Here is a 22,695-nt window from a genome sequence, read left to right as displayed (position 1 = left end):
CAAGCTCATGGCCACCGAAGTCAAAGTCCCTACCCTGGGCGAATCCGTTACCGAAGCAACCGTGGGCCAGTGGCTCAAAAAGCCCGGTGAAGCCGTCGCGCTCGACGAGCCCATCGTCAGCCTGGAAACCGACAAGGTTGCGGTCGACGTGCCAGCACCGGTTGCAGGCACTCTGGGCGACATCATCGCCAAGGAAGGCGAGACGGTGAATGTCGGCGCGTTGCTGGCGCTGATCAACGAAGGCGCTGCCGCTGCGGCCGCGCCTGCCGCTGCGCCCGCTGCCAAGGCGGAGGCCGCTGCGCCTGCGCCAGCCGCTTCGGCTCCTGCGCCTGTCGCCTCGGACGATGATGATGGTGGTAACCTGACCCTGTCGCCCGCCGTGCGTCGTCTGGTGCTGGAGCATGGACTGGACCCCAGCAAGATCAAGGGCACCGGCAAGGACGGTCGCCTGACCAAGGATGACGTGACGGCTGCCGTGGCGGCTGGCACGGCCAAGGCTGCTGCTGCAACGGCCGTGGCGGCGGCACCTGCCGCTGCTGCCCCGGCTGCCGGTCCGGGTCGCGCGCAGGAGCGGGTCAAGATGACCCGCCTGCGCCAGACCGTCGCCAAGCGGCTGAAGGAAGCGCAGAACAACGCGGCGCTGCTGACCACCTTCAACGATGTCGACATGACCGCGGTCATCGAGGCGCGGGCCAAATATAAGGACCTTTTCGAGAAGAAGCATGGCGTCCGTCTGGGCTTCATGGGCTTCTTCACCAAGGCTGTCTGCATGGCGCTGAAGGATATTCCGGGCGTCAACGGGCAGATCGAGGGCGACGAGATCGTCTATAACGACTTTTGCGACATTTCGGTCGCGGTGTCGGCCCCGACCGGTCTGGTCGTCCCGGTCATCCGCAACGCTGAAAGCATGAGCGTGGCGACGATCGAAAAGACGATTGGCGACTTTGGGCGCAAGGCCAAGGAAGGCAAGCTGACGATGGAAGATATGAAGGGCGGCACCTTCACCATCTCCAACGGCGGCGTGTTCGGCAGCCTGATGTCCACCCCGATCATAAACCCGCCCCAGTCGGCGGTGCTGGGCCTTCACCGCATCGAGGACCGTCCGGTCGTGCGTGACGGGCAGGTCGTGGTGCGTCCGATGATGTATCTGGCGCTGTCCTACGACCATCGCCTGATCGACGGTCGCGAGGCGGTGACCTTCCTGGTCGCGGTAAAGAATGCGATCGAGGATCCGACCCGTCTGCTGATCGACCTGTAATAGCCGAGACGATAGCATTACATCCGTTCGGCCCCGGACCTGATCCGGGGCTGACGAAGCCCCGCCCTTGTTGCTAAGGGCAAACACAGAAGTGCAGCCCTTCGACAGGCTCAGGGCGAACGGAGATTTTTATGGCCGAGTATGATTATGACGTTCTGGTGATCGGCGCTGGCCCAGGCGGCTATGTCGCCGCGATCCGGGCGGCGCAACTGGGCCTGAAGGTGGCGTGTGCGGAGAGCCGCGAGACGCTGGGCGGCACCTGCCTCAATGTCGGCTGCATCCCGTCCAAGGCGCTGCTCCATGCGTCCGAACTGTATGACGAAGCGGCCAATGGCACGCTGGCGAAGCTCGGCGTCAAGATCGACAAGATGAGCCTGGACCTGCCGACGATGCAGGAACAGCGGGTTGACGCGGTCAAGGGGCTGACCGGCGGCATCGAATTTCTGTTCAAGAAGAATAAGGTGACCTGGCTCAAGGGTCTGGCGAGCTTCACCGGCGCGAATACGGTTGTGGTGGGTGGCGAGACGGTGACGGCGAAGAATATCGTCATCGCCACCGGATCGTCGGTCATGCCGCTGCCGGGTGTCGAGGTCGACAATGCGGGCGGCCAGATTGTCGATTCGACCGGCGCGCTGGAGCTGGACAAGGTGCCGGGGCATCTGGTGGTCGTTGGCGGCGGCGTTATCGGTCTGGAACTGGGCAGCGTGTGGCGTCGGCTGGGGTCCAAGGTGACGGTCGTGGAATATCTCGACCAGATCCTGCCCGGCATGGATGGCGAAATCCGCAAGGAAGCCAACAAGATCTTCAAGAAGCAGGGTTTTGAATATAAGCTCAGCACCAAGGTCACCGGCGCGAAGGCAGGCAAGAAGGGCGTGACCCTGACCGTCGAGCCTGCCGCTGGCGGCGCGGCCGAAACGATCGAGGCGGACGTGGTGCTGGTGTCGATCGGCCGTCGTGCCAATACCGATGGCCTTGGCCTCGACAAGATCGGGCTGGAACTGAACAAGCGCGGCCAGATCGAAACTGACCATGATTTCGCGACCAAGGTGCCGGGCGTCTGGGCGATCGGCGATGTGATCCCCGGCCCGATGCTGGCGCACAAGGCCGAGGATGAAGGCATTGCCGTTGCCGAGAATATCGCGGGGCTGACCGGCATCGTGAACCATGACCTGATCCCCGGCGTCGTCTATACCAAGCCCGAAATTGCGGGCGTGGGGCTGACCGAGGAACAGGCCAAGGAGAAGGGTCCGATCAAGGTCGGCAAATTCCCGATGATGGCCAATAGCCGTGCCAAGACCAATCATGAGCCGGACGGTTTCGTGAAGGTCATCGCCGACGCCGAAACCGACAAGGTGCTGGGCGTGTGGATCATCGCGGTCCCGGCTGGCACGATGATCGCGCAGGTGGTGCAGGCGATGGAATTTGGCGCGTCGAGCGAGGACATCGCCTATACCTGCCATGCACACCCGACGCATAGCGAGGCGATCAAGGAAGCGGCGATGGCGGTGACCGGCAAGCCGATCCATATGTGATTGGACAGCCAGCGAGCGATAAGAAAAGGCCTTCGCATTGCGGAGGCCTTTTTCTTTTTGGGAGAATACAGGCTTAAAAGTCAGGCCGCCTCTTCGCCTGAAACGCGGCCACGCCTTCGGCAAAGTCGGGCAGGGTGAAGGCGTCGCGGAACATGGCGAGGGTGGTGTCGTCGTCATCGGCCTGACCGTCCAATATGCGGCGGATGATCGCTTTGGATGCGCGGATGCTATGCTGCGCGTTGGTGGCGATGATGTGGGCCAGGGCGGTGGCAGCGGCGAGGGGATCGGGGGCGATTTCGTCGATCAGGCCGATGGCGAGGGCGTCGTCCGCATTGTGTAGCGCGCCGGTGAAGAGGATGCGCTTGGCGCGGGCCGGGCCGACCAGATCGACCAGCAATTTGGTGTCGAACAGGGAATAGACGATGCCGAGCTTTGCTGGCGTTATCCCCAATCGCGCGGAGGGGGCGGCGATGCGCAGGTCGCAGGCGATGGCGAGGCCGCAGCCGCCGCCTACGCAATCGCCGTCGATCGCGGCGATGACAGGCTTGGCCGCATGAGCGAGGGCATATTGGCTGGCGCGGATCGCAGCCTGATTGGCGATGCGCCAACGCTCTTCACCACTGTGGCTGGCAAATTCGCCGATGTCGGCCCCGGCGCAGAAGAGGCCGGGTGTGGCGGAGGCGAGGATCAGGACGCGCACATTGTCGTCTGCCATCGCCTGCGCCACCAGCAGGGGGAGGCTTTCCCACATCGCCTGCGTCATCGCGTTGCGGCGGGCCGGGCGGTCGATCAGCAGGCGGGCGATCGCGCCGTCCTGCTCCAGCCGCAGGGTCATGCGGGCCAGCTTTCGAGCAAGGGCAGTAGCGCATCGAAATGGTCGATGATGGCATCGGCGGCGAGATCCTCGACCGGGCCGTCGAGGAAGCCGAAGCTGACCGCGATGCTGGGGATGCCCGCATTGCGCGCGCCCGCTATGTCGTTGATCGTGTCGCCGATGAAGATCGCCCGGCCACCGCCCGCGCGATCGATCATGGCGTGGATCGGCGCGGGATCGGGCTTGGCGATACCGACCGTGTCGCCGCCGACGATGCTGGCGAAACGGGACGTGAGGCCAAGCTGGTCCATCAGCGGGAGGGTGAAGCGTTCCGCCTTGTTGGTGCAGATGGCGAGCTTGACGCCTGCCGCTGCCAGCCCGTCCATCGCCGCGATCAGGCCGGGATAGGGGACGGACTGGGCGCTGAGGTTCGCCTGATAATAGTCGAGCAGGATCGGCAGCAATTGCGCCAGTATCGCATCGTCATACCCACCCGACGCATCGAGCGCGCGTTCAAGCATGACCTTGGCGCCCTTGCCCACGAAGGGCCGGATCGCGTCGACCGGGAAGGGCGGGCGGCCGATGGTGGCGATGGCATGATTGACCGCGGCGGCGAGGTCTCCGCTGGTGTCGATCAGCGTGCCGTCGAGGTCGAAGCCAACAATATCGAAAGGAATTTTTGCCATGGCCGCGCCATGCCGCGACCGCGGTGGCAAAGGCAAGCCAAACATGGCAGAGCCATGGGCCATAGACCCATTTATGAGGGACATCCTTATCGTGACCGCCAGCCGTCCTCTTGCTGTCATCATCCTTGCCGCCGGGCAGGGCACGCGCATGAAATCGTCGCTGCACAAGGTGCTGCATCCGGTCGCGGGGCGGCCGATGCTGCTGCATCTGCTGGCCAGCGTCGCCGTGCTGGAGCCGGAGCGGCAGGTCGTCGTGGTCGGCGCGGGGCGCGAGCAGGTCGAGGCAGCGGTCGCGGGCACCGGCGCGGTGATTGCGGTGCAGGACAGGCAGCTTGGCACCGGCCATGCGGTCGCGCAGGCGCATGACGCGCTGGCGGGTTTTGCAGGCGATGTGCTGATCCTCTATGGCGACGTGCCGCTGGTGAGCGGGGCGACGATGCGGGCGATGCTCGACCGGCTGAACCGGGGGGATGATCCGCGCGCGGTCGTGCTGGGCTTCCGGCCCGATGACGCCGCCGCCTATGGCCGGATCATCGCCGACGGGCAGGGCATCATCGAAAAGATGGTCGAATATAAGGACGCCAGCGAGGCCGAGCGGGCGGTGACGCTTTGCAACAGCGGGCTGATGGCGGTGCGATCGACCGACCTGTTCGTGCTGCTCGACCAGATTGGCAACGACAATGCCGCTGGCGAATATTATCTGCCCGACATCATCATGCTGCCGGGCGCGCCGAGCGCTGTCATCGAGACCGAAGCCTGGGAAGTGGCGGGGGTCAACAGCCGGGTCGAACTGGCGGGCGTGGAAGCGATGTGGCAGGCGCGCCGCCGGGTAGAGGCGATGCGCGAGGGGGTGACTTTGGTCGCGCCGGAGACGGTGTTCTTTGCGCATGACACGGTGCTGGGCCGTGACGTGGTGGTGGAGCCGAACGTCGTGTTTGGGCCGGGCGTCAGTGTGGCGGACGATGTGGTCATCCACGCCTTTTCCCATCTGCAAGGGGCAAGCGTGGAAAGCGGCGCGGCGATCGGTCCCTATGCGCGGCTGCGGCCCGGCGCGCAGATCGGGGTGAAGGCCAAGGTCGGCAATTTTGTCGAGATCAAGAAGGCGGTGCTGGGCGAAGGGGCCAAGGTCAATCACCTGTCCTATATCGGCGACGCCAGCGTGGGGGCGGGGGCCAATATCGGCGCGGGGACGATCACCTGCAATTATGACGGCTTCTTCAAATATAAGACCGAGATCGGCGCGGGGGCGTTCGTCGGGTCGAACAGTGCGCTGGTTGCGCCGGTGTCGATCGGTGAGGGCGCGATCGTCGCGGCGGGGAGCGTGGTGACCAAGGCGGTCGAGGCGGATGCGCTGTGCCTGGTGCGGCCTGCGCAGGAAGCCAAGCCGGGCTGGGCGGCGCGGTTCCGGGCGCGGATGATGGCGCGGAAGGCGGCTGCCAAGGGATGAAGCTGGTCCAGCGGCATCCCTGGCTGGCGGGGTTGGTTGGCGTGATGATCGTTCTGCTGGCCTTTGCTGGCTGGCTGGTGATGAACGCCAGCGCCATGCCGGTGGTGCGGCGGGCGGAGATTGCGCTGCCCTTTCCGGCGGATGCGCCGCGTGATCCGGTTACGGTCGCGCTGCTGACTGACACGCATTTGTCCGGGCCGGACAATAGCCCGGCGCGGATGGCGCGGATCGTGGCGCAGATCAATGCGCTGCGGCCTGACCTGATCCTGCTGGGCGGGGACTATATCGGCGATGCCAAGGGCGGGGCGACCTATGACGCGCGGGCGAGCATTGCGCCGTTTGGCAAGTTGCGCGCACCGCTGGGCGTGGTGGCGGTGCTGGGCAATCATGACAGCCGCAGCAAGCTGAACCGGGTTGCGCTGAGTGGTCGGGACTGGGCAGCGGCTTTTGCGCGGCTGGGCATCACCCTGTTGCAGGATGGCGTGGTGCGGCGCGGGCCGCTGGTGATTGGCGGGTTGCAGGACATTTACACGCGCAGGCCCGACCTGCCCGACACGCTGGCGGCGATGGCGCGACTGGGTGGCGCGCCGCTGATTCTGTCGCATGGGCCGGATGTGTTCCCCGCACTGCCGGACGCGCCGTCGCTGACGCTGGTGGGGCATACCCATTGCGGGCAGGTGGCGCTGCCCTTTGCCGGGGTCGTCTATGTGCCGTCGAAATATGGCACGCGCTATGCCTGTGGCCTGTATCGCGACGGGGCCAAAACGATGATCGTGGCGGCTGGCGTCGGCACCAGCGGATTGCCGATTCGGATGCTGGCGCCGCCGGATATCTGGCTGATCAGGATAAAGCCGACAGTGAGCCGGACATATGTGAGCAATTCTGCGGCATCTTGACTTGATATCATGATATGATATCAAAATATCATCATGCGTTTTCTGGCTGACATACCCGACGATGACGTCAAATGGCTGGACCAGCTTGCCCGCGAACAGGGCAAGTCGCGGGCGGCTGTGTTGCGGGAGGCGGTGCGGGATTATCGGGCAGACGCGCAATCGGCGGGGAACAAGAAGTGGCTCGATATCGGCTTTGGCGCGTGGAAGGGCCAGGTCGATGCTGGCGATTCGGTCGAGTGGCAGCGGCGGGAACGCGCGTCATCGACCCGGCCCTGGGACGATGATTATGAAGCCACCAAGGCCGAGTTTCCCGACCTGTTCGACGCGGAAGATGATCGGCAGCGCCAGATTTATCTCGATATGGTGGCGGGCAAATATCCCGATCCCAAGAAGCCGGCTTCGCGGTGAGCGGCTTCAGCTTCGATTCCAATATCATCATTGATGCGTTGGCGGGCTTTCCACCGGCGCGCACGGAGATTGACCGCGCGACGGATTTTGGCGCGCGGGCGTGGATCAGCCGGGCGGTCTGGATCGAGGTCATGTCGAAAGGCGCAGGCGACGGGCTGTGGCGCGCGGAGACTTTGCTGTCCGGCTTCGGCGTGGACGAAGTTGACGCGGAGATCGGCAGCCGTGCTGCGGCCTTGCGTCGCGAGCGCCCCCGGCTCAAAGCCATGGATGCGATCATATTGGCGACAGCCCAGACGCGCGGTCGTGTGCTGGTGACACGCAATACTAAGGATTTTCCGGCACAGATGCCGGGCATCCGCGTTCCCTATCAACTCTGAAAGGCTCCCCCGGCACATGTGCGGCATCATTGGCATCATCAGCAATAGCGACGTGGCGGAGCGGCTGGTCGATGGGCTCAAGCGGCTGGAATATCGCGGCTATGACAGCGCAGGGGTCGCCACCGTCCATGACGGCGCGATCGAGCGGCGGCGGGCGGAGGGGAAACTCGCCAATCTGGTGACCGAGTTGCGCGACGAGCCGCTGCCCGGCACCACCGGCATTGCCCATACACGCTGGGCGACCCATGGCGCGCCGACGACCAGTAATGCGCATCCCCATGCGACGCGCGAAGTGGCGCTGGTCCACAATGGCATCATCGAGAATTTCAAGCCGCTGCGCGCCGAACTGATCGCGCGGGGCCGCATCTTCGATAGCCAGACCGACACCGAAGTGGTCGCCCATCTGGTGAGCGAGCTGGTGGAGCAGGGGGCGTCACCCAAGGAGGCGGTGCGCCAAGTGTTGCCGCGCCTGCATGGCGCATTTGCGCTGGCGATCTTGTTCCGCAGCCATCCCGACATGCTGATCGGCGCGCGGCTGGGGTCGCCTTTGGTGGTGGGCTATGGCGATGGCGAGACCTATCTGGGGTCGGATGCCTTGGCGCTGGCACCGCTGACGCAGAAGATCGCCTATCTGGAAGAGGGCGACTGGGTCGTCATTACGAAGGACGGCGCGGAGATTTTCGACAAGGATAATGCGCCGGTCGAACGGCCTGTGACCCTGTCCGGCGTGTCGGGGGCGATGATCGACAAGGGCAATCATCGCCACTTCATGCAGAAGGAAATTTACGAGCAGCCGGTCGTCGTCGCCCAGACGCTGCGCGCCTATCTGCGCCGGATGGAAAATGAAGTCGCCATGCCGGACATGGATTTCGATCTGGGAGCGGTGAAGCGCATCACCATCGTTGCCTGCGGCACCAGCTTCTATGCCGGCATGGTCGCCAAATATTGGTTCGAGAAATTTGCGCGCGTGCCAGTGGACATCGATGTGGCGAGCGAGTTCCGCTATCGCGACCCGGTGCTGGAGAAGGGCGGCCTCGCCTTGTTCATCAGCCAGTCGGGCGAGACGGCGGATACGCTGGCGGCGCTGCGCCATGCCAGGGCGGCGGACCAGATCATCGCGGTGGTGGTCAATGTGCCGACCAGTTCGATGGCGCGCGAGGCCGACCTGTTGCTGCCGACCCATGCCGGGCCGGAAATCGGCGTGGCGTCGACCAAGGCCTTCACTTGCCAACTCGCCGTGCTGGCCGCGCTGGCCGCCAATCTGGCGCGGGCCAAGGGGCTGCTGACCCCGGAAGAGGAGGCCGAGATCGTCTGGCACCTGTCCGAAGCGCCGGCCGCGATGAACGAGGCGCTGGGCCATGATGGCGATATCGAGGCGATGGCGCACCTCATCGCACCGGCGCGCGACGTGCTGTATCTGGGGCGCGGGCCGGATTATCCGATGGCGCTGGAAGGCGCGCTGAAACTCAAGGAAATCAGTTATATCCATGCCGAGGGCTATGCGGCTGGCGAGATGAAGCATGGGCCGATCGCGCTGATCGACGAGGCGGTGCCGGTGATCGTGATCGCGCCGTCAGGCCCGCTGTTCGAGAAAACCGTAAGCAATATGCAGGAAGTGCAGGCGCGCGGTGGCAAGGTGGTGCTGATTTCCGACGCGGAAGGCATTGCGCTGGCGGGCGAGGGCTGCATGGCGACGATCGAGATGCCCAAGGTGCATCCCCTGATCGCGCCGTTGGTCTATGCGGTGCCGGTGCAGTTGCTGGCCTATCATGTCGCGGTGGCCAAGGGGACCGATGTGGACCAGCCACGGAATTTGGCGAAGAGTGTGACGGTGGAGTGAGCGCTTAGTTATTGCAATTTGGCACCATATACGGTATCATATTTGTATGACCAAGGCGGACAAGCTGCTGGACCGGATGCTGCGTAATCCTGCCGGGGATTGGACGATATCGGATATTCAGACGCTATGCGCACAGTTAGGTTGGGCTTGCCTGCCGCCGACAGGGGGCGGGTCGCACTGGAAAGTGGCGGTGCCGGGCAGTGATACGATCCTGACCATTCCGGCCAAGCGCCCGATCAAGCCGGTCTATGTGCGTAAGCTGATGGCATTTGTGAAGGACAGCAAGCATGGCTAAAACAAAGGCGCGGCAGGCCGAATATGCGATCATGGTCGAGCCATTGTCGGAGGCGGACGGCGGCGGCTGGCTGGCGACCGTTCCCGCGCTGCCCGGTTGTATGGGTGATGGCGACACGCCGGCGGCGGCACTGGCCGATGCGGCGGCGGCTATTGCCGAATGGCATGATGCAGCCAAGGCATTGGGACGTGATGTTCCTGGTCCCGGCGCGCTGGGCCAATGGCGGCAGCGCGTGCCACGGTCTCTGCATGAAAAGCTGAAGTTCGTGGCCGCGCGAGAGGGCGTGTCGCTGAACGCTTATGTCGCCAATGTGCTGGCCGAGAGTATCGGGCGGGCGGGGTAAACCGCAGCAGCTTTATACCAGATTGCGGTGATTGCGACTGAACATGCCGTAAGTCCCCACCAATGCGTGCTGGTATTGCTCGCTATTTGGCTTCGGGCGGTTCTGCGACAAATCCTACTTTCTTAAAACCAGCCCGTTGCGCGGTATAGATCGTATGGCCGATACATCGGTACGGAATATCCATGCCACCCACGATGGAGAGAATTTGTCCCCTCTTAACGAGCGGCTTGAGCGTCGCGAGTAGAGCGTCATCCTGCTTTGGCATCAAGAATGATTGATCGCCAACGTTGATACGGCAGGTGTCGGGCGCTTCAAAAGTGATCGTCAATTGAAGGACATCTCTTGTTTTGGTTCCGGTAGCCGCGCGCGCAATGACTGCTATCGGCAACAGCGCGGTGAAGCAGAGTAGCGCGGAAATGGCGGTTTTACGGAAGCTCATCTTGCCTTTCTAATGTCAGCCATACGAGCAATCAACGTTGGACGCTGAGTTTGCGATCTACAGTCCGCTCCCAACCCATCACCCACCCCCCGGCGAATTATGCCCGCCCGCTGGCACCGGCCCGCCGCTTTGGGCGTGGGCGTGGTCGGGGTTGTTGTCCCATTCGATATGATAGAGATCGAAGCGCCGGTCGCGCAGGTTGCGGACGGTGCCTTCGGCGCGGGCCCAGCTGAGGTCGGCGAGGTTGACGTCGGCCATGGTCAGGGTTTCGACATTTTCGGTTGATTCCGCCGCAATGCCGTCCCGCGCGAAGGGGAGGTCGCAGGGGGTCAGGATGGCGCTCTGGGCATATTGGATGTCCATATTGTCGACATTGGGCAGATTGCCGACATTGCCCGACATCACGACATAGCATTGGTTCTCGATCGCGCGGGCCTGCGCGCAGTAGCGGACGCGCATATAGCCTGACCGGGAATCGGTGCAGAAGGGGACGAAGATGATGCGCGCGCCTTGATCGACCAGGCGGCGGGCGAGTTCGGGAAATTCGCTGTCATAGCAGATGAGGACGCCGATCGGCCCACAGTCGGTCTGGATCACGTCGAGCGCGTCGCCGCCCTTGATATTCCACCAAAAGGCTTCGTTGGGGGTGGGGTGGATTTTTTCCTGGGTGTGGAGCGATCCGTCGCGCAGCGCCACATAGGCGATATTCTGAATGTCGCCATCATCGGCGCGGGTCGGGTGGGAGCCGCCGATAATGTTGATATTATATTCCAGCGCCATCCGCGTCAGTTCCTTGGTCAGGCGCGGGGTGTAATTGGTCAGCTTGTCGATCGCCTCCATCGGGTTGAGCTTTTTCGTCTCGAACGACAGGAGGGGCAGGGTGAAGAGTTCGGGAAAGACGATGAAGTCCGACCGGTAATCTGCCGCCACATCGACGAAATATTCGATGTTGCGAACGAACCCCTCAAAATCCGTCACGGCGCGGGCCTGTAACTGGCAGGTGGCGAGGCGGACGCTTTCGACCCCGCGCGGCACCCGCATTTCGGGCGCTTCGTCCGGGTCGACATAGGGGTTGCGCCAGACCAGATGGGCGGCGTGGCCGTCCGACTGCTTATCTTCCGGCAGGTAATTTTCGAGGACGCCGAGCGGTTCAAACTGGTTCTTGAGCTGAAAGCTGACGACCTGATCGCGGATCTTGCCCTGGACGACCTTGTCCAGATAATCCTTTGGTCCTTCGACCTTGCGTTTCGCGCGCAGATAGCCCGGCATCCGTCCGGCGATGACGATGCCATGCAGGTCGAGCTGTTCGGCCAGTTCCTTGCGCTCGTCATAGAGGCGCTGGCCGATGCGCAGGCCGCGCAGCTTGGGATCGACCGCCATTTCATAGCCGTAGAGCCATTCGCCTGCAGCGCTGTGGCGGGTGCCAAAGCCGTTGGCGGTAATTTCTTCCCAATCGTGCCAGGCAAAGGCCATCGACTTGCTGACCCGCATGGTCGCGCAATAGCCCACCACCTTATTGTCGTAGAGCGCGACGAAACAGCCGTCGGGGAAATTGTTGATCTGGCCCCGGACGGTCGCGGGGGAATAGTTAGGCAAGCCCGGATAGACGCGGGCTATCAGCCGCAGGATCGCGCGCACGTCGGACGGGACGGCGGTGCGGACTTCCAGGCGTTTGCGGGCTGTCGTTGTCATCGCTTCATTCCCCTGCGGCAATTGTCATGAAAAAGGCGGCCCCGTCATACGGCGCCGCCTCGTTCCGTTTGCGTATTGAAAGCCTCAGGCGGCTATCAGTTCCATTTCGCCATTTCGGCTTCCAGATTGACGCGGATCGTTTCGAAAAACTGTTCCGTGGTCATCCAGGCCTGTTCCGGGCCGATCAGCAGCGCCAGATCCTTGGTCATCGCGCCATCCTCGACCGTCTTGATGCAGACGCGCTCCAGCGTTTCGGCGAATTTGGTGACGTCGGGGGTGCCGTCGAACTTGCCGCGGAAGGCCAACCCTTGCGTCCAGGCAAAGATCGACGCGATCGGGTTGGTCGAGGTTGCCTTGCCCTGCTGATGCTGGCGATAGTGGCGGGTGACGGTGCCGTGCGCGGCTTCGGCCTCGACCGTCTTGCCGTCGGGCGAGAGCAGGACCGAGGTCATGAGGCCCAGCGAGCCGAAGCCCTGCGCGACCGTGTCGGACTGGACGTCGCCGTCATAGTTCTTGCAGGCCCAGACGAACTTGCCGCTCCACTTGAGCGCGGAGGCGACCATGTCGTCGATCAGGCGATGCTCATAGACGATGCCCGCTGCCTTGAACCGGTCGGCAAATTCTTCGTCGAACACCTGCTGGAACAGATCCTTGAAGCGGCCGTCATAGGCCTTGAGGATGGTGTTCTTGGTCGACAAATACAGCGGCCATTTGCGGTCGAGCGCATAGTTCATGCTCGCCTTGGCAAAATCGATGATCGACTGGTCCAGGTTGTACATGCCCATGGCGACGCCGGCGGCCGGGAAGTTGAACACTTCCTTTTCGATCTTTTCGCCATTGTCGCCGTCCCACACCATGGTCAGCTTGCCAGCGCTGGGGACCAGGAAGTCGGTCGCCTTATACTGGTCGCCAAAAGCGTGACGGCCGATGACGATCGGATCGGTCCAGCCGGGGACGAGGCGGGGGACGTTCTTGATGACGATGGGTTCGCGGAACACGACGCCGCCCAGGATGTTGCGGATCGTGCCGTTGGGCGACTTCCACATCGACTTGAGGTTGAATTCCTCGACCCGCTGTTCGTCCGGGGTGATGGTCGCGCACTTTACGCCGACGCCATATTGCTTAATCGCGTTGGCGGAATCGATGGTGATCTGGTCGTTGGTCTCGTCGCGCTTTTCGACGCTCAGGTCATAATATTTCAGGTCAATGTCGAGATAGGGGAGGATCAGGCGTTCGCGAATCCACTGCCAGATGATCCGGGTCATTTCATCGCCGTCAATCTCCACGACGGGGTTTTTCACCTTGATCTTCGCCATGCGCCTGTTCGCCTTCTTCATTTTGGGTGGATTTGCGAAACGCCCTAGGCAAAGCGCGGCCAATGTTCAACCGTTCAGGCGGGATTTTGGCGATGCGAGCGGGGTGAGGGACACATGGACGGCATCGGTCGTTGTCAGGGCGAGGGTCTCTCCCTAAAGACGGTGACTATGGAACATGATGAGATCAGCATTGCCACTGGCGGCAATATCAAATGGCGCTTCCCCCCGGTTCACCCGGAAGGGGTGAAATTCGGCCTGATTGCAGCGGCCATTACCGGCGTTTTCTTCCTGCTGGGCTGGGACGTGATCGGCTGGCTGATGCTGATCGTGACGATGTGGGTGCTGGCTTTCTTCCGCGATCCGGTGCGCGCGGTGCCGCAGGATGAAGGCGCGATCATCGCGCCCGCCGACGGGCTGGTGACGCTGATCCAGAAGGTGCCGCCGCCGCGCGAGATGGCGGGTGCGGCGGGGCTGGGCGATCAGCCGTTGATCCGCGTGTCGATCTTCATGAGTGTGTTCGACGTCCATATCAATCGCACGCCGATTGGCGGGACGATCAAGTCGGTCGTCTATATCTCCGGCAAATTCCTGAACGCTGACCTGGACAAGGCGAGCGAGGATAATGAGCGCCAGCATATATTGGTCGAGCGGCATGATGGCTTGCGGGTCGGCTTTACCCAGATTGCGGGTCTGGTCGCGCGGCGGATCGTGCCGTTCGTCAAGCCCGGCGATATGGTCGCGGCGGGGCAGCGTATCGGGCTTATCCGCTTTGGCAGCCGGGTGGACGTCTATCTGCCCGCCGGGACTGCGCCGCGCGTGATATTGGGCCAGCGGACGGTCGCGGGTGAAACGATCCTGGGCCAAATTGGCGACCGTCGCGTGATCGCGGGTATTCAACAGTGAGGCAGCGCCGCGCCGTGCCACGGGGTTTGCGCCGGGGGATCACCCTGCGGATGGTCGCGCCCAATGCGGTGACGGCTATGGCGCTCTGCTTTGGCCTGACCGGCGTGCGTTATGGCATATCGGGCGAATGGGAGCGGGCGGTGTTGTCCATCCTATTTGCAGGCGTGCTGGATGGACTGGACGGGCGGATCGCCCGGCTGCTGCGTGGCGAGAGCCGATTCGGGGCCGAACTGGATTCGCTGTCCGATTCGATTGCGTTCGGGGTCGCCCCGGCGCTGATCCTCTATCTCTGGTCGCTTCATGCGATGCCCAAATTCGGCTGGATCTTCGCGCTGGCCCATGCGCTGTCCTGCGCGCTGCGGCTGGCGCGGTTCAACGCCAATATCGATGTCGATGTGCAGCCGCACAAATCGGCGGGGTTCCTGACCGGCGTGCCTGCGCCGGCTGGCGCGGGCCTCGCCTTCGTGCCGCTTTATCTGTGGCTGGTGACGGGGGAGGAGATCTTCCGCGCCTGGTATGTCGTGGCGCCGTGGACCGCGTTCATCGCTTTCCTGATGATCTCCAACATTGCGACCTATACCTGGTCGGCGCTGCGGCTGCGCAAGCGGATCAGGCTGGAGGCGATTGCCCTTGCCGGGTTGCTGGCGGCTTTGCTGGTAACCGATCCCTGGCTGACGCTGCTGCTGATCTGCGGCATCTATGTGGCGCTGATCCCGTTCGGCATACTGTCCTATGCCAAGGTCCGGCGTCAGCGCGAGGCTGCACCCGACCCTCTCTAAATCCTGTCAGGCGGCAAGAATGCCGCTTGGCAGTGGCAGGGTGGCGCGACGTGCGGATGGCACGACGCGCGGGCGACGGATGCGAACATGATAGACCGGCGCGTCCTGCGGGATCGGCTGGAACAGCAAAGCGGCCACCATCTTGTCATGATAGTGGAGAAACATCCACGCGATCGTGCCGATGGCCATCATGAAGGCCGTAGAAAACAGGGTCACTGCAACGAATGTGAACATGGAGATCACTTTCTATCTTGCCATTTGCACGGTTAGTCCCACTATACCCGTGCAAACGGCGGTTAAGCATATTTGTTCCGTTTGTTCACTATATGTTCCTGTCTTTGACGCAAGTCAACCCCTTGCGCAATGTTTCGCGTGTCGTTAAAGGCGCGCCCTATTCCACATGGGAATCGACATATCCGGTGCCGGCGGGGTCTTTCAGGCTCTTTCCCGGTTCCTGATTCCCAGAGGCACAACCGGAAGGAGATTATCTTATGGCGGCACCTGTCGTCACCATGCACCAATTGATCGACGCTGGCGCGCATTTTGGCCACCAGACGCATCGCTGGAATCCGCGCATGAAGCCGTACATTTTCGGCGAGCGCAACGGCATCCACATCCTTGACCTGTCGCAGACCGTGCCTTTGTTCGGCCGTGCGCTCGACTTCGTGTCGTCGACCGTTGCCGCTGGCGGCAAGGTGCTGTTCGTTGGCACCAAGCGCCAGGCGCAGGACCCGATCGCCGACGCGGCGCGCAAGTCCGGCCAGCATTTCGTCAACCATCGCTGGCTGGGCGGGATGCTCACCAACTGGAAAACGATTTCGGGTTCGATCAAGCGTCTCAAGACCCTTGAGGAAAAGCTGTCGGGTGACACCCATGGCTTTACCAAAAAGGAAGTCCTCCAGATGACTCGCGAACGCGAGAAGCTGGAAATGTCGCTGGGCGGCATTCGCGACATGAACGGCATCCCCGATGTCATGTTCGTGATCGACGCCAACAAGGAAGAGCTGGCGATCAAGGAAGCCAACACGCTGGGTATCCCGGTCGTTGCGATCCTCGATTCCAACGTCTCGCCCGACGGCATCGCCTTCCCGGTTCCCGCGAACGACGACGCCAGCCGCGCTATCCGCCTCTATTGCGACGCCATTGCCGCCGCCGCCACCAAGGGCAACCGTGGTGCGCAGCAGGCTTCGGGCGTCGACCTGGGTGCGATGGACGAGCCGCTGGCTGAAGAGGTTGTCGCCGAAGCCTAAAAGGCGTCGCACAACTGCAAGAATGACAGGCTAGGGCGCGCTCTTTGGAGACGCGCCCTAGTGCTTGTTCAAGACCCGCTTATTTGAACCACAGATATATTAGGAGCCGAAACATGGCCGATATTACTGCCGCCACCGTCAAGGAACTGCGCGACCGTTCGGGCGCCGGCATGATGGATTGCAAGAAGGCGCTGACCGAAACCAATGGCGATATCGAAGCGGCAACCGACTGGCTGCGCGCCAAGGGTCTGGCCGCTGCGCAGAAGAAGTCGAGCCGCACCGCAGCCGAAGGTCTGGTCGGCGTGGCCGTTTCGGGCACCAAGGGCGTTGCCGTTGAAGTGAACAGCGAAACCGACTTCGTCGCCAAGAACGACCAGTTCCAGGATTTCGTCCGCACCGTATCCACCATCGCGCTAGACAGCGGCGTGGCGGACGCTGAAGCGCTGCTGGCGTCGCCCTATCCGTCGGGCGGCACCGTGTCCGAAAAGCTGGTCGCCAACATCGCGACCATCGGCGAAAACCAGAATGTCCGCCGCGTGGGCCATGTGTCGGTGAACCAGGGCATCGTCGTTCCCTATGTTCACAACGCTGCCGCACCGGGCCTGGGCAAGATCGGCGTGCTGGTCGCGCTGGAAGGCGATGCGCCTGCCGACGTTCTGGAACCGCTGGGCAAGCAGATTGCGATGCATATCGCCGCTGCCTTCCCGCTGGCGCTGTCGGCTGCCGACATCGATCCGGTACAGCTGGAGCGTGAGCGCGCCATCGCGACCGAAAAGGCTGCCGAATCGGGCAAGCCCGCTGAAATCATCGCCAAGATGGTCGATGGTGCGGTCGCCAAATACGCCAAGGAAAATGCCCTGCTGTCGCAGCTGTTCGTGATGGACAACAAGACCCCGATCGCCGACGTGGTGGCCAAGGCCGCCAAGGAAGCGGGCGCGTCGATCACCCTGACGAGCTATGTCCGCTTCCAGCTGGGCGAAGGCATCGAAAAGGAAGTCAGCGACTTCGCCGCTGAAGTTGCTGCGGCGGCTGGCGTTGCCTGACGCATAGTCGGTTCGCTTTCGCACGCCTGTCGGGAAACTTCTCTCGACAGGCGCGCAGTGAACGGACATGGGGGTGGCGTGAATCGCCAAAACCCCGCTTCACATACTGGCGCGCACTGCTAAGGTGCGCGCCATTTCCTTGCCCAGATTAGATGGAATTTTGCCCCGCATGACCCGCCCATCCTTCAAGCGCATATTGCTGAAATTGTCGGGCGAGGTGCTGATGGGTTCGGGCCAGTTCGGCATCGACCCCGAAACCGTCGATCGCGTCGCTGGCGAGATCGCGGCGGCCAAGGAGGCCGGGTTCGAGCTGTGCGTCGTGGTGGGCGGTGGCAATATCTTCCGCGGTCTGGCGGGCGCGGCCAAGGGTTTTGACCGTACCAGCGCCGATTATATGGGGATGCTGGCGACGGTCATGAACGCGCTGGCGGTGCAGAATGCGCTGGAGAAGATTGGCTGCGACACGCGTGTCCAGTCGGCCATCCCGATGGCGTCGGTGTGCGAACCCTATATCCGGCGCAAAGCGGTGCGGCATATGGAAAAGGGCCGGATCGTCATATTCGCGGCGGGCACCGGTAATCCCTTCTTCACCACCGACACGACGGCAGCGCTCCGCGCGGCGGAGATGAATTGCGATGCGATCTTCAAGGGCACCAGCGTGGATGGCGTCTATGATGCCGATCCCAAGAAGGTGGCCAGTGCGACCCGTTATGACGAAATCAGTTTCGATCGGGTGCTGACAGACAATCTCAAGGTCATGGACGCCAGCGCGATTGCGCTGTGCCGTGACAATCATATTCCCATCGTCGTGTTCAACATCCGCGAAACCGGCAATCTGGCGACTGTGCTGGCCGGGCAGGGCGTGGCGACGATCGTCCAAAATCAGGAGAGCTGATCACATGCCGCAATATGACAAATCGGACCTGGAACGCCGCATGGCGGGTGCGGTCGAATCGCTCAAGGGCGACCTTTCGGGCCTGCGCACCGGGCGCGCCAATGTGATGCTGCTCGATCCGGTGACAGTGACCGTCTATGGCGCGTCGATGCCGCTCAATCAGGTGGCGACCGTGTCCGCTCCTGAGCCGCGCATGTTATCGGTGCAGGTGTGGGACAAGACCAATGTGGGTCCGGTGGACAAGGCGATCCGGTCGGCGGGCCTCGGCCTCAATCCCATCGTCGACGGGCAGACGCTGCGCCTGCCGATCCCTGACCTGACCGAGGATCGTCGCAAGGAACTGGCCAAGCTGGCGAGCAAATATGCCGAAGCCGCCCGCATCGCGGTGCGCAACGTGCGGCGTGATGGCATGGACAGCCTGAAGGCCGACGAGAAGAAGGGCGAAATCAGCGAGGATGAGCGCAAGCGCAAGGAAACCGAGGTCCAGAAGCTGACCGACGGCGTCATTGCGGAACTGGACGCGACCTTTGCGGCCAAGGAAAAGGAAATTCTCGGCCAGTAAGCCGGGACTGTTCCGCCCATGATCCGCGCAATCCCCACCAGCTGATGGCCACGCAAGTCCGGCCCGATCTGCCCCAGGCCGCGCCCGCCCATGGCGCGCGCCATGTCGCCATCATCATGGACGGCAATGGTCGCTGGGCGAAGAAGCGGTTGCTGCCGCGCATCGCCGGGCATCGTGCCGGGGTGGAGGCGGTCCGCCGCGTGTCGCGCGCGGCGCGGGACATGGGGCTGGAGTGCCTGACGCTCTACGCTTTCTCGTCGGAAAACTGGAAGCGCCCGGCGAGCGAAGTCGCGGACCTGATGGGGCTGCTGCGCCACTTCATCCAGGCGGATCTGGACGAATTTCATGCCAATGGCGTGCGGTTGCGGATTATCGGCAATTATAAGGCGCTGGAGCCTTCGCTGGTCGCGCTGATCGAGGATGCGGTGGCGCGCACGGCGGGCAATAGCGGGCCGATCATCGCGATTGCGCTCAACTATGGCGCGCAGGACGAGATGGTCCGCGCGGCACAGGCGCTGGCGCAGCGGGTCGTGGCGGGCGAGATTGCGGCGGACGCGATTGGCGTGGGGGATATTGACGCGGCGCTCGATACGGCTGACCTGCCGCCGCTCGACCTGCTGATCCGCACGTCGGGCGAGCAGCGCTTGAGCAACTTCATGCTGTGGCAGGCGGCCTATGCCGAACTCTATTTCACCGACATGCTGTGGCCCGATTTCGACGCCCATGCACTGGCCAAGGCGCTGGATGCTTTCCGCTTGAGGGACCGCCGTTTCGGCGGGCTGTGAGCGGGATGGCAAGCGAATTGCGCACCCGCGCTATTGTGGGCGTCGTGCTGATTGCGGTGGCGCTGGGCGCTTTGCTGTCGGGTGGGCTGCTCTTCTGGGTGTTGCTGTCGGCGGCAGGCGTGCTGATGCAGGCCGAATGGGCTGATCTGAGCGGCGCGTCGGCAGATCACAAGAAATTGTCCATGTATGCGGTGTCGGTGCCGTTGGCGATTCTTTGTCCGCTGGCGGCGGGGCTGTCCTGGTTTGCGATCGGGCTGCTGGTGGCGGCGTTCCTGTTCGTGATCGTGGCGACGCGATCGGTCCGGCTGGCGCTGGGCGTGATCTACGTCTGCCTGCCGGTGATGGCTTTGCTGTTCCTGCGCGGGCAGGCACCGAATATCTTTGGCCTGACGCTGGCGCTGTGGGCGCTGGCTTTGGTGTGGGCGACAGACATTGGTGCCTATTTTGCGGGCCGGTCGATCGGCGGGCCGAAGCTGGCGCCGCGGATCAGCCCGTCCAAGACCTGGTCGGGGCTGGGCGGGGGCGTGCTGGCGGCGTTGCTGGTCGGCTTTGCGCTGCACCGTTTTGCCGGGCTGCCGATCGAACTGGCGGCGGCCAGCGGCCTGCTGGCGGTGGCGGCGCAGGGGGGCGATCTGCTGGAAAGCGCGATGAAGCGGCGGGCGGGGGTTAAGGATAGCGGATCGCTGCTGCCCGGCCATGGCGGGGTGATGGACCGGCTGGACGGGGTGGCGACCGCTGCGCCGCTGGCGGCCTTGCTGTATCTGCTGCTGGTGCTGCGATGACCCGGAAGGTTTCGATCTTTGGCGCGACCGGGTCGGTGGGGCAGTCAACGCTGGACCTGATCCGGCGGGATCGCGATGCCTATGAGGTGGTGGCGCTGACGGCGAACAGTGAGCTGGACAGCCTGGCGGCACTGGCGCGGGAGACCGGGGCCAAGGTCGCGGTCATCGGCCAGGAGCGGCTGTACGGGGCGTTGAAGGAGGCGCTGGCCGGAACGGGGATCGAGGCGGCGGCGGGCGAACAGGCGCTGGTCGATGTCGCAGGGGCTGGCGCGGACTGGACCATGGCGGCGATTGTTGGTTGCGCGGGGCTGCGACCGACGATGGCGGCGCTGAAGGCTGGCGGCACCGTGGCGCTGGCGAACAAGGAGTCGCTGGTGTCGGCTGGTGGGCTGATGATGGCGGCGGCTGGGGTTTCCGGCACGACCTTGCTGCCGGTGGATAGTGAGCATAATGCCATTTTCCAGTGCCTTGCTGGCAGTCGTTTGGAAGATGTCGCAAGAATTACCCTGACCGCCAGCGGCGGGCCGTTCCGCACGCGCAGCCGCGCGGAGATGGCCAATATCACGCCCGCGCAGGCGGTGGCGCATCCCAACTGGTCGATGGGGGCCAAGATCAGCGTCGATAGCGCGACGATGATGAACAAGGGTCTGGAACTGATCGAGGCGGCGCATCTGTTCCCGGTCGGCCTCGACCGGATCGAGATACTCGTCCACCCGCAATCGGTGATCCATTCGATGGTCGAATATCGCGACCGGTCGACGCTGGCGCAGCTCGGATCGCCGGACATGCGAATACCGATCGCCCATGCGCTGGCCTGGCCGCAGCGGATCGCCACGCCCTGCCTGCCGCTCGATCTCGCGCGGATTGGGCGGCTGGATTTCGAGGCACCCGATGAGGATCGCTTCCCTGCTTTGCGCCTGACGCGCGAGGCGGCGGCGGCGGGCGGGGCGGTGCCCGCGATCCTGAACGCGGCCAATGAGGTCGCGGTTGCCGCGTTTCTGGGCGGGGCGATCGGCTTCCTTGATATCGCCATGATTGTGGAGGAGGTGTTGACCCGCTATAGCGCGCCAATGCCCTCCACGATTGACGATGTGCTGGCGGCCGACGCCGGGGCGCGTGCCATGGCGGGCAATGTGATGGAAAGATTGACGGTTTGATCCACAATCCCGGTTTTCTGCTGACTGTTCTGGCATTTGTGGCGGTCATCGGGCCGCTCGTTTTCGTGCATGAGCTGGGCCATTATCTGGTCGGACGCTGGTGCGGGGTGAAGGCGGAGGCGTTTTCGATCGGCTTCGGGCCGGAACTGTTCGCCTGGGTCGACAAGCGCGGCACACGCTGGCGCGTCGCGGCGCTCCCCTTGGGCGGCTATGTCCGCTTCAAGGGCGACATGAATGCGGCGAGCATGACTGACCCAGCCTGGCTGGAACTGCCCGCTGCCGAGCGGGCGCAGAGCTTTCCGTCCAAGCCGCTATGGCAGCGCGCGGCGATCGTCGCGGCGGGACCGGCGATCAATTTTCTGTTCGCGATTCTGATATTGGCGACCTTTGCCTTCGTGCATGGCGAGAGCCGGACGCCTGCGGTTGCGGGTCAGGTGCAGCCCGGCAGCGCGGCGGCGGCGGCGGGTATCCTGCCGGGCGACCGGATCGTGTCGCTAGGCGGGCGCGAAATGGCGACGTTCGACGATATTCGCCTCTATGCGCAGATCCGGCCCGGCGAGACGGTCGCCATGGTGATCGAGCGGAACGGCAAGACCTTTGCCAAGGGCGGCAAGATCGGCAGCGTGACCGAGGATGACGGTTTCGGCAACACATTCCAGATCGGTCGCCTTGGGCTGGCCCCCGGCGATCCCGTGATCGAGCCGGTCAGCCTGCTGCGCGCACCGGTCGTCGCGGTGGAGCGGACAGGACAGATTGTCCGCACCATGGTCGAGACGATGGGCCAGATCGTCAGCGGCGGTCGGTCGGTCAAGGAACTGGGCGGGCCGTTGAAGATCGCGCAGGTTTCCGGGCAGGCGGCGACGCTGGGCATCGAAAGCTTCATCTTCTTTGCCGCGCTCATCTCGATTAACTTGGGGTTCATCAATTTGTTGCCAATCCCGATGCTGGATGGCGGGCATCTGCTGTTTTACGGAATAGAGGCAGTGCAGCGGCGGCCGGTCAGCGAACGGGTGCAGGAATGGGCCTATAAATCGGGTCTGGCTGTGCTGCTGACCATGATGGTGCTGGTGACTTTCAACGATTTGTCGTCTTTCGGACTGTGGAAAAGCCTGTCCGGCTTGATCGGCTGAGCCGCTTCGGGCAGGGAGACGCGGTTTGGCGTCGTCTGTGTCGGCGGAAACAATTTTATATGGTTT

Annotated in this window: 24 protein-coding genes and 1 pseudogene; 19 read left to right on the top strand and 6 right to left on the bottom strand. The window is 63.3% G+C overall.

The genetic code is table 11. The annotated features are described in order from the left end of the window. The first annotated feature begins 7 nt into the window (after positions 1–7). Positions 8–1,258 (top strand): 2-oxoglutarate dehydrogenase complex dihydrolipoyllysine-residue succinyltransferase, encoded by a 1,251-nt coding sequence (gene odhB, locus Q0D44_RS03740; RefSeq protein WP_294132581.1) that lies wholly within the window; start codon positions 8–10, stop codon positions 1,256–1,258. 131 nt (positions 1,259–1,389) lie between these two features. Further along, positions 1,390–2,790, top strand: a complete 1,401-nt coding sequence (gene lpdA, locus Q0D44_RS03735; protein ID WP_294132577.1) for a dihydrolipoyl dehydrogenase — start codon at positions 1,390–1,392, stop codon at positions 2,788–2,790. 73 nt (positions 2,791–2,863) lie between these two features. Here lpdA and Q0D44_RS03730 read toward each other — a convergent pair whose 3' ends face one another. Then, the gene (locus Q0D44_RS03730; protein ID WP_294132574.1) at positions 2,864–3,625 is read right to left on the bottom strand and encodes an enoyl-CoA hydratase-related protein; all 762 of its coding nucleotides are present in this window, start codon (positions 3,623–3,625) and stop codon (positions 2,864–2,866) included. Continuing rightward, positions 3,622–4,290: an HAD family hydrolase gene (locus Q0D44_RS03725; protein ID WP_294132571.1), complete on the bottom strand. Its 669-nt coding sequence runs from the start codon at positions 4,288–4,290 to the stop codon at positions 3,622–3,624. Before Q0D44_RS03725 ends, Q0D44_RS03730 begins: the two co-directional genes overlap by 4 nt. Positions 4,291–4,438: 148 nt before the next feature. On the opposite strand from Q0D44_RS03725, the gene glmU reads away from it, so the two are divergent. From glmU to Q0D44_RS03690, 7 genes are read left to right on the top strand one after another with little or no spacing between them, the layout of a single operon-like run. After that, the gene (glmU, locus tag Q0D44_RS03720; protein WP_294133198.1) at positions 4,439–5,737 is read left to right on the top strand and encodes a bifunctional UDP-N-acetylglucosamine diphosphorylase/glucosamine-1-phosphate N-acetyltransferase GlmU; all 1,299 of its coding nucleotides are present in this window, start codon (positions 4,439–4,441) and stop codon (positions 5,735–5,737) included. Continuing rightward, a complete protein-coding gene (locus Q0D44_RS03715; protein ID WP_294132566.1) occupies positions 5,734–6,633 on the top strand; it encodes a metallophosphoesterase in 900 nt (299 codons plus the stop codon). Before glmU ends, Q0D44_RS03715 begins: the two co-directional genes overlap by 4 nt. 33 nt (positions 6,634–6,666) lie before the next feature. Then, positions 6,667–7,041, top strand: coding sequence for a ribbon-helix-helix domain-containing protein (locus Q0D44_RS03710; RefSeq protein WP_366008927.1), 375 nt, complete (start codon positions 6,667–6,669; stop codon positions 7,039–7,041). Next, positions 7,038–7,418, top strand: a complete 381-nt coding sequence (locus Q0D44_RS03705) for a type II toxin-antitoxin system VapC family toxin (protein WP_294132562.1) — start codon at positions 7,038–7,040, stop codon at positions 7,416–7,418. The genes Q0D44_RS03710 and Q0D44_RS03705 overlap by 4 nt, the downstream gene beginning before the upstream one ends. Before the next feature lie 16 nt (positions 7,419–7,434). After that, complete coding sequence (gene glmS / locus Q0D44_RS03700; RefSeq protein ID WP_294132558.1) at positions 7,435–9,258, top strand: glutamine--fructose-6-phosphate transaminase (isomerizing); 1,824 nt, start codon at positions 7,435–7,437, stop codon at positions 9,256–9,258. A gap of 46 nt (positions 9,259–9,304) precedes the next feature. Further along, positions 9,305–9,553 carry a type II toxin-antitoxin system HicA family toxin gene (locus Q0D44_RS03695; protein ID WP_119745578.1) on the top strand — a complete coding sequence of 83 codons (249 nt, stop codon included), beginning with the start codon at positions 9,305–9,307 and terminating at the stop codon, positions 9,551–9,553. Next, entirely contained in the window at positions 9,546–9,896 is a 351-nt protein-coding gene (locus Q0D44_RS03690) for a toxin-antitoxin system HicB family antitoxin (protein WP_294132552.1), read from the top strand. The genes Q0D44_RS03695 and Q0D44_RS03690 overlap by 8 nt, the downstream gene beginning before the upstream one ends. 82 nt (positions 9,897–9,978) lie before the next feature. On the opposite strand, the pseudogene Q0D44_RS03685 reads toward Q0D44_RS03690, so the two are convergent. From Q0D44_RS03685 to Q0D44_RS03675, 3 genes and pseudogenes are all read right to left on the bottom strand, one after another. Continuing rightward, a pseudogene (locus tag Q0D44_RS03685) lies at positions 9,979–10,098 on the bottom strand (biopolymer transporter ExbD); the annotation flags it as partial. A 315-nt stretch (positions 10,099–10,413) separates the two neighbouring features. After that, the gene (locus Q0D44_RS03680; protein WP_294132549.1) at positions 10,414–12,027 is read right to left on the bottom strand and encodes a carbon-nitrogen hydrolase family protein; all 1,614 of its coding nucleotides are present in this window, start codon (positions 12,025–12,027) and stop codon (positions 10,414–10,416) included. 95 nt (positions 12,028–12,122) lie between these two features. After that, entirely contained in the window at positions 12,123–13,343 is a 1,221-nt protein-coding gene (locus Q0D44_RS03675; RefSeq protein WP_294132547.1) for an NADP-dependent isocitrate dehydrogenase, read from the bottom strand. 168 nt (positions 13,344–13,511) lie between these two features. On the opposite strand from Q0D44_RS03675, the gene Q0D44_RS03670 reads away from it, so the two are divergent. After that, entirely contained in the window at positions 13,512–14,246 is a 735-nt protein-coding gene (locus tag Q0D44_RS03670; protein WP_294132545.1) for a phosphatidylserine decarboxylase, read from the top strand. Between the two features lie 50 nt (positions 14,247–14,296). Beyond that, positions 14,297–15,025, top strand: coding sequence for a phosphatidylcholine/phosphatidylserine synthase (locus Q0D44_RS03665; RefSeq protein ID WP_294133193.1), 729 nt, complete (start codon positions 14,297–14,299; stop codon positions 15,023–15,025). 6 nt (positions 15,026–15,031) lie between these two features. On the opposite strand, the gene Q0D44_RS03660 is transcribed toward Q0D44_RS03665, so the two are convergent. Continuing rightward, positions 15,032–15,259 carry a hypothetical protein gene (locus Q0D44_RS03660; protein ID WP_294132543.1) on the bottom strand — a complete coding sequence of 76 codons (228 nt, stop codon included), beginning with the start codon at positions 15,257–15,259 and terminating at the stop codon, positions 15,032–15,034. A gap of 257 nt (positions 15,260–15,516) precedes the next feature. Between Q0D44_RS03660 and rpsB the strand changes: the two genes are divergently transcribed. From rpsB to rseP, 8 genes are all read left to right on the top strand, one after another. After that, on the top strand, positions 15,517–16,275 hold the full coding sequence (gene rpsB, locus Q0D44_RS03655) for a 30S ribosomal protein S2 (RefSeq protein ID WP_006954689.1): 759 nt from the start codon (positions 15,517–15,519) through the stop codon (positions 16,273–16,275). A 113-nt stretch (positions 16,276–16,388) separates the two neighbouring features. Beyond that, complete coding sequence (gene tsf / locus Q0D44_RS03650) at positions 16,389–17,318, top strand: translation elongation factor Ts (RefSeq protein ID WP_294132539.1); 930 nt, start codon at positions 16,389–16,391, stop codon at positions 17,316–17,318. 169 nt (positions 17,319–17,487) lie between these two features. Continuing rightward, complete coding sequence (gene pyrH / locus Q0D44_RS03645; protein WP_006954692.1) at positions 17,488–18,213, top strand: UMP kinase; 726 nt, start codon at positions 17,488–17,490, stop codon at positions 18,211–18,213. Positions 18,214–18,217: 4 nt separating this feature from the next. Beyond that, the gene (gene frr, locus Q0D44_RS03640) at positions 18,218–18,775 is read left to right on the top strand and encodes a ribosome recycling factor (RefSeq protein ID WP_294132531.1); all 558 of its coding nucleotides are present in this window, start codon (positions 18,218–18,220) and stop codon (positions 18,773–18,775) included. A gap of 44 nt (positions 18,776–18,819) precedes the next feature. After that, positions 18,820–19,560 (top strand): isoprenyl transferase, encoded by a 741-nt coding sequence (locus Q0D44_RS03635; RefSeq protein WP_294132527.1) that lies wholly within the window; start codon positions 18,820–18,822, stop codon positions 19,558–19,560. Between the two features lie 5 nt (positions 19,561–19,565). Beyond that, positions 19,566–20,342, top strand: a complete 777-nt coding sequence (locus tag Q0D44_RS03630) for a phosphatidate cytidylyltransferase (RefSeq protein ID WP_294132524.1) — start codon at positions 19,566–19,568, stop codon at positions 20,340–20,342. Next, on the top strand, positions 20,339–21,499 hold the full coding sequence (locus Q0D44_RS03625) for a 1-deoxy-D-xylulose-5-phosphate reductoisomerase (RefSeq protein WP_294132521.1): 1,161 nt from the start codon (positions 20,339–20,341) through the stop codon (positions 21,497–21,499). Before Q0D44_RS03630 ends, Q0D44_RS03625 begins: the two co-directional genes overlap by 4 nt. Beyond that, positions 21,496–22,629 (top strand): RIP metalloprotease RseP, encoded by a 1,134-nt coding sequence (gene rseP, locus Q0D44_RS03620; RefSeq protein ID WP_294132518.1) that lies wholly within the window; start codon positions 21,496–21,498, stop codon positions 22,627–22,629. Before Q0D44_RS03625 ends, rseP begins: the two co-directional genes overlap by 4 nt. Positions 22,630–22,695: the final 66 nt, after the last annotated feature.

Source organism: Sphingobium sp., assembly GCA_023266575.1.
GTDB lineage: Bacteria > Pseudomonadota > Alphaproteobacteria > Sphingomonadales > Sphingomonadaceae > Sphingobium.
The sequence above is the reverse complement of the archived record's forward strand: the minus strand, read 5'-3'. Positions and strand labels throughout refer to the sequence as shown.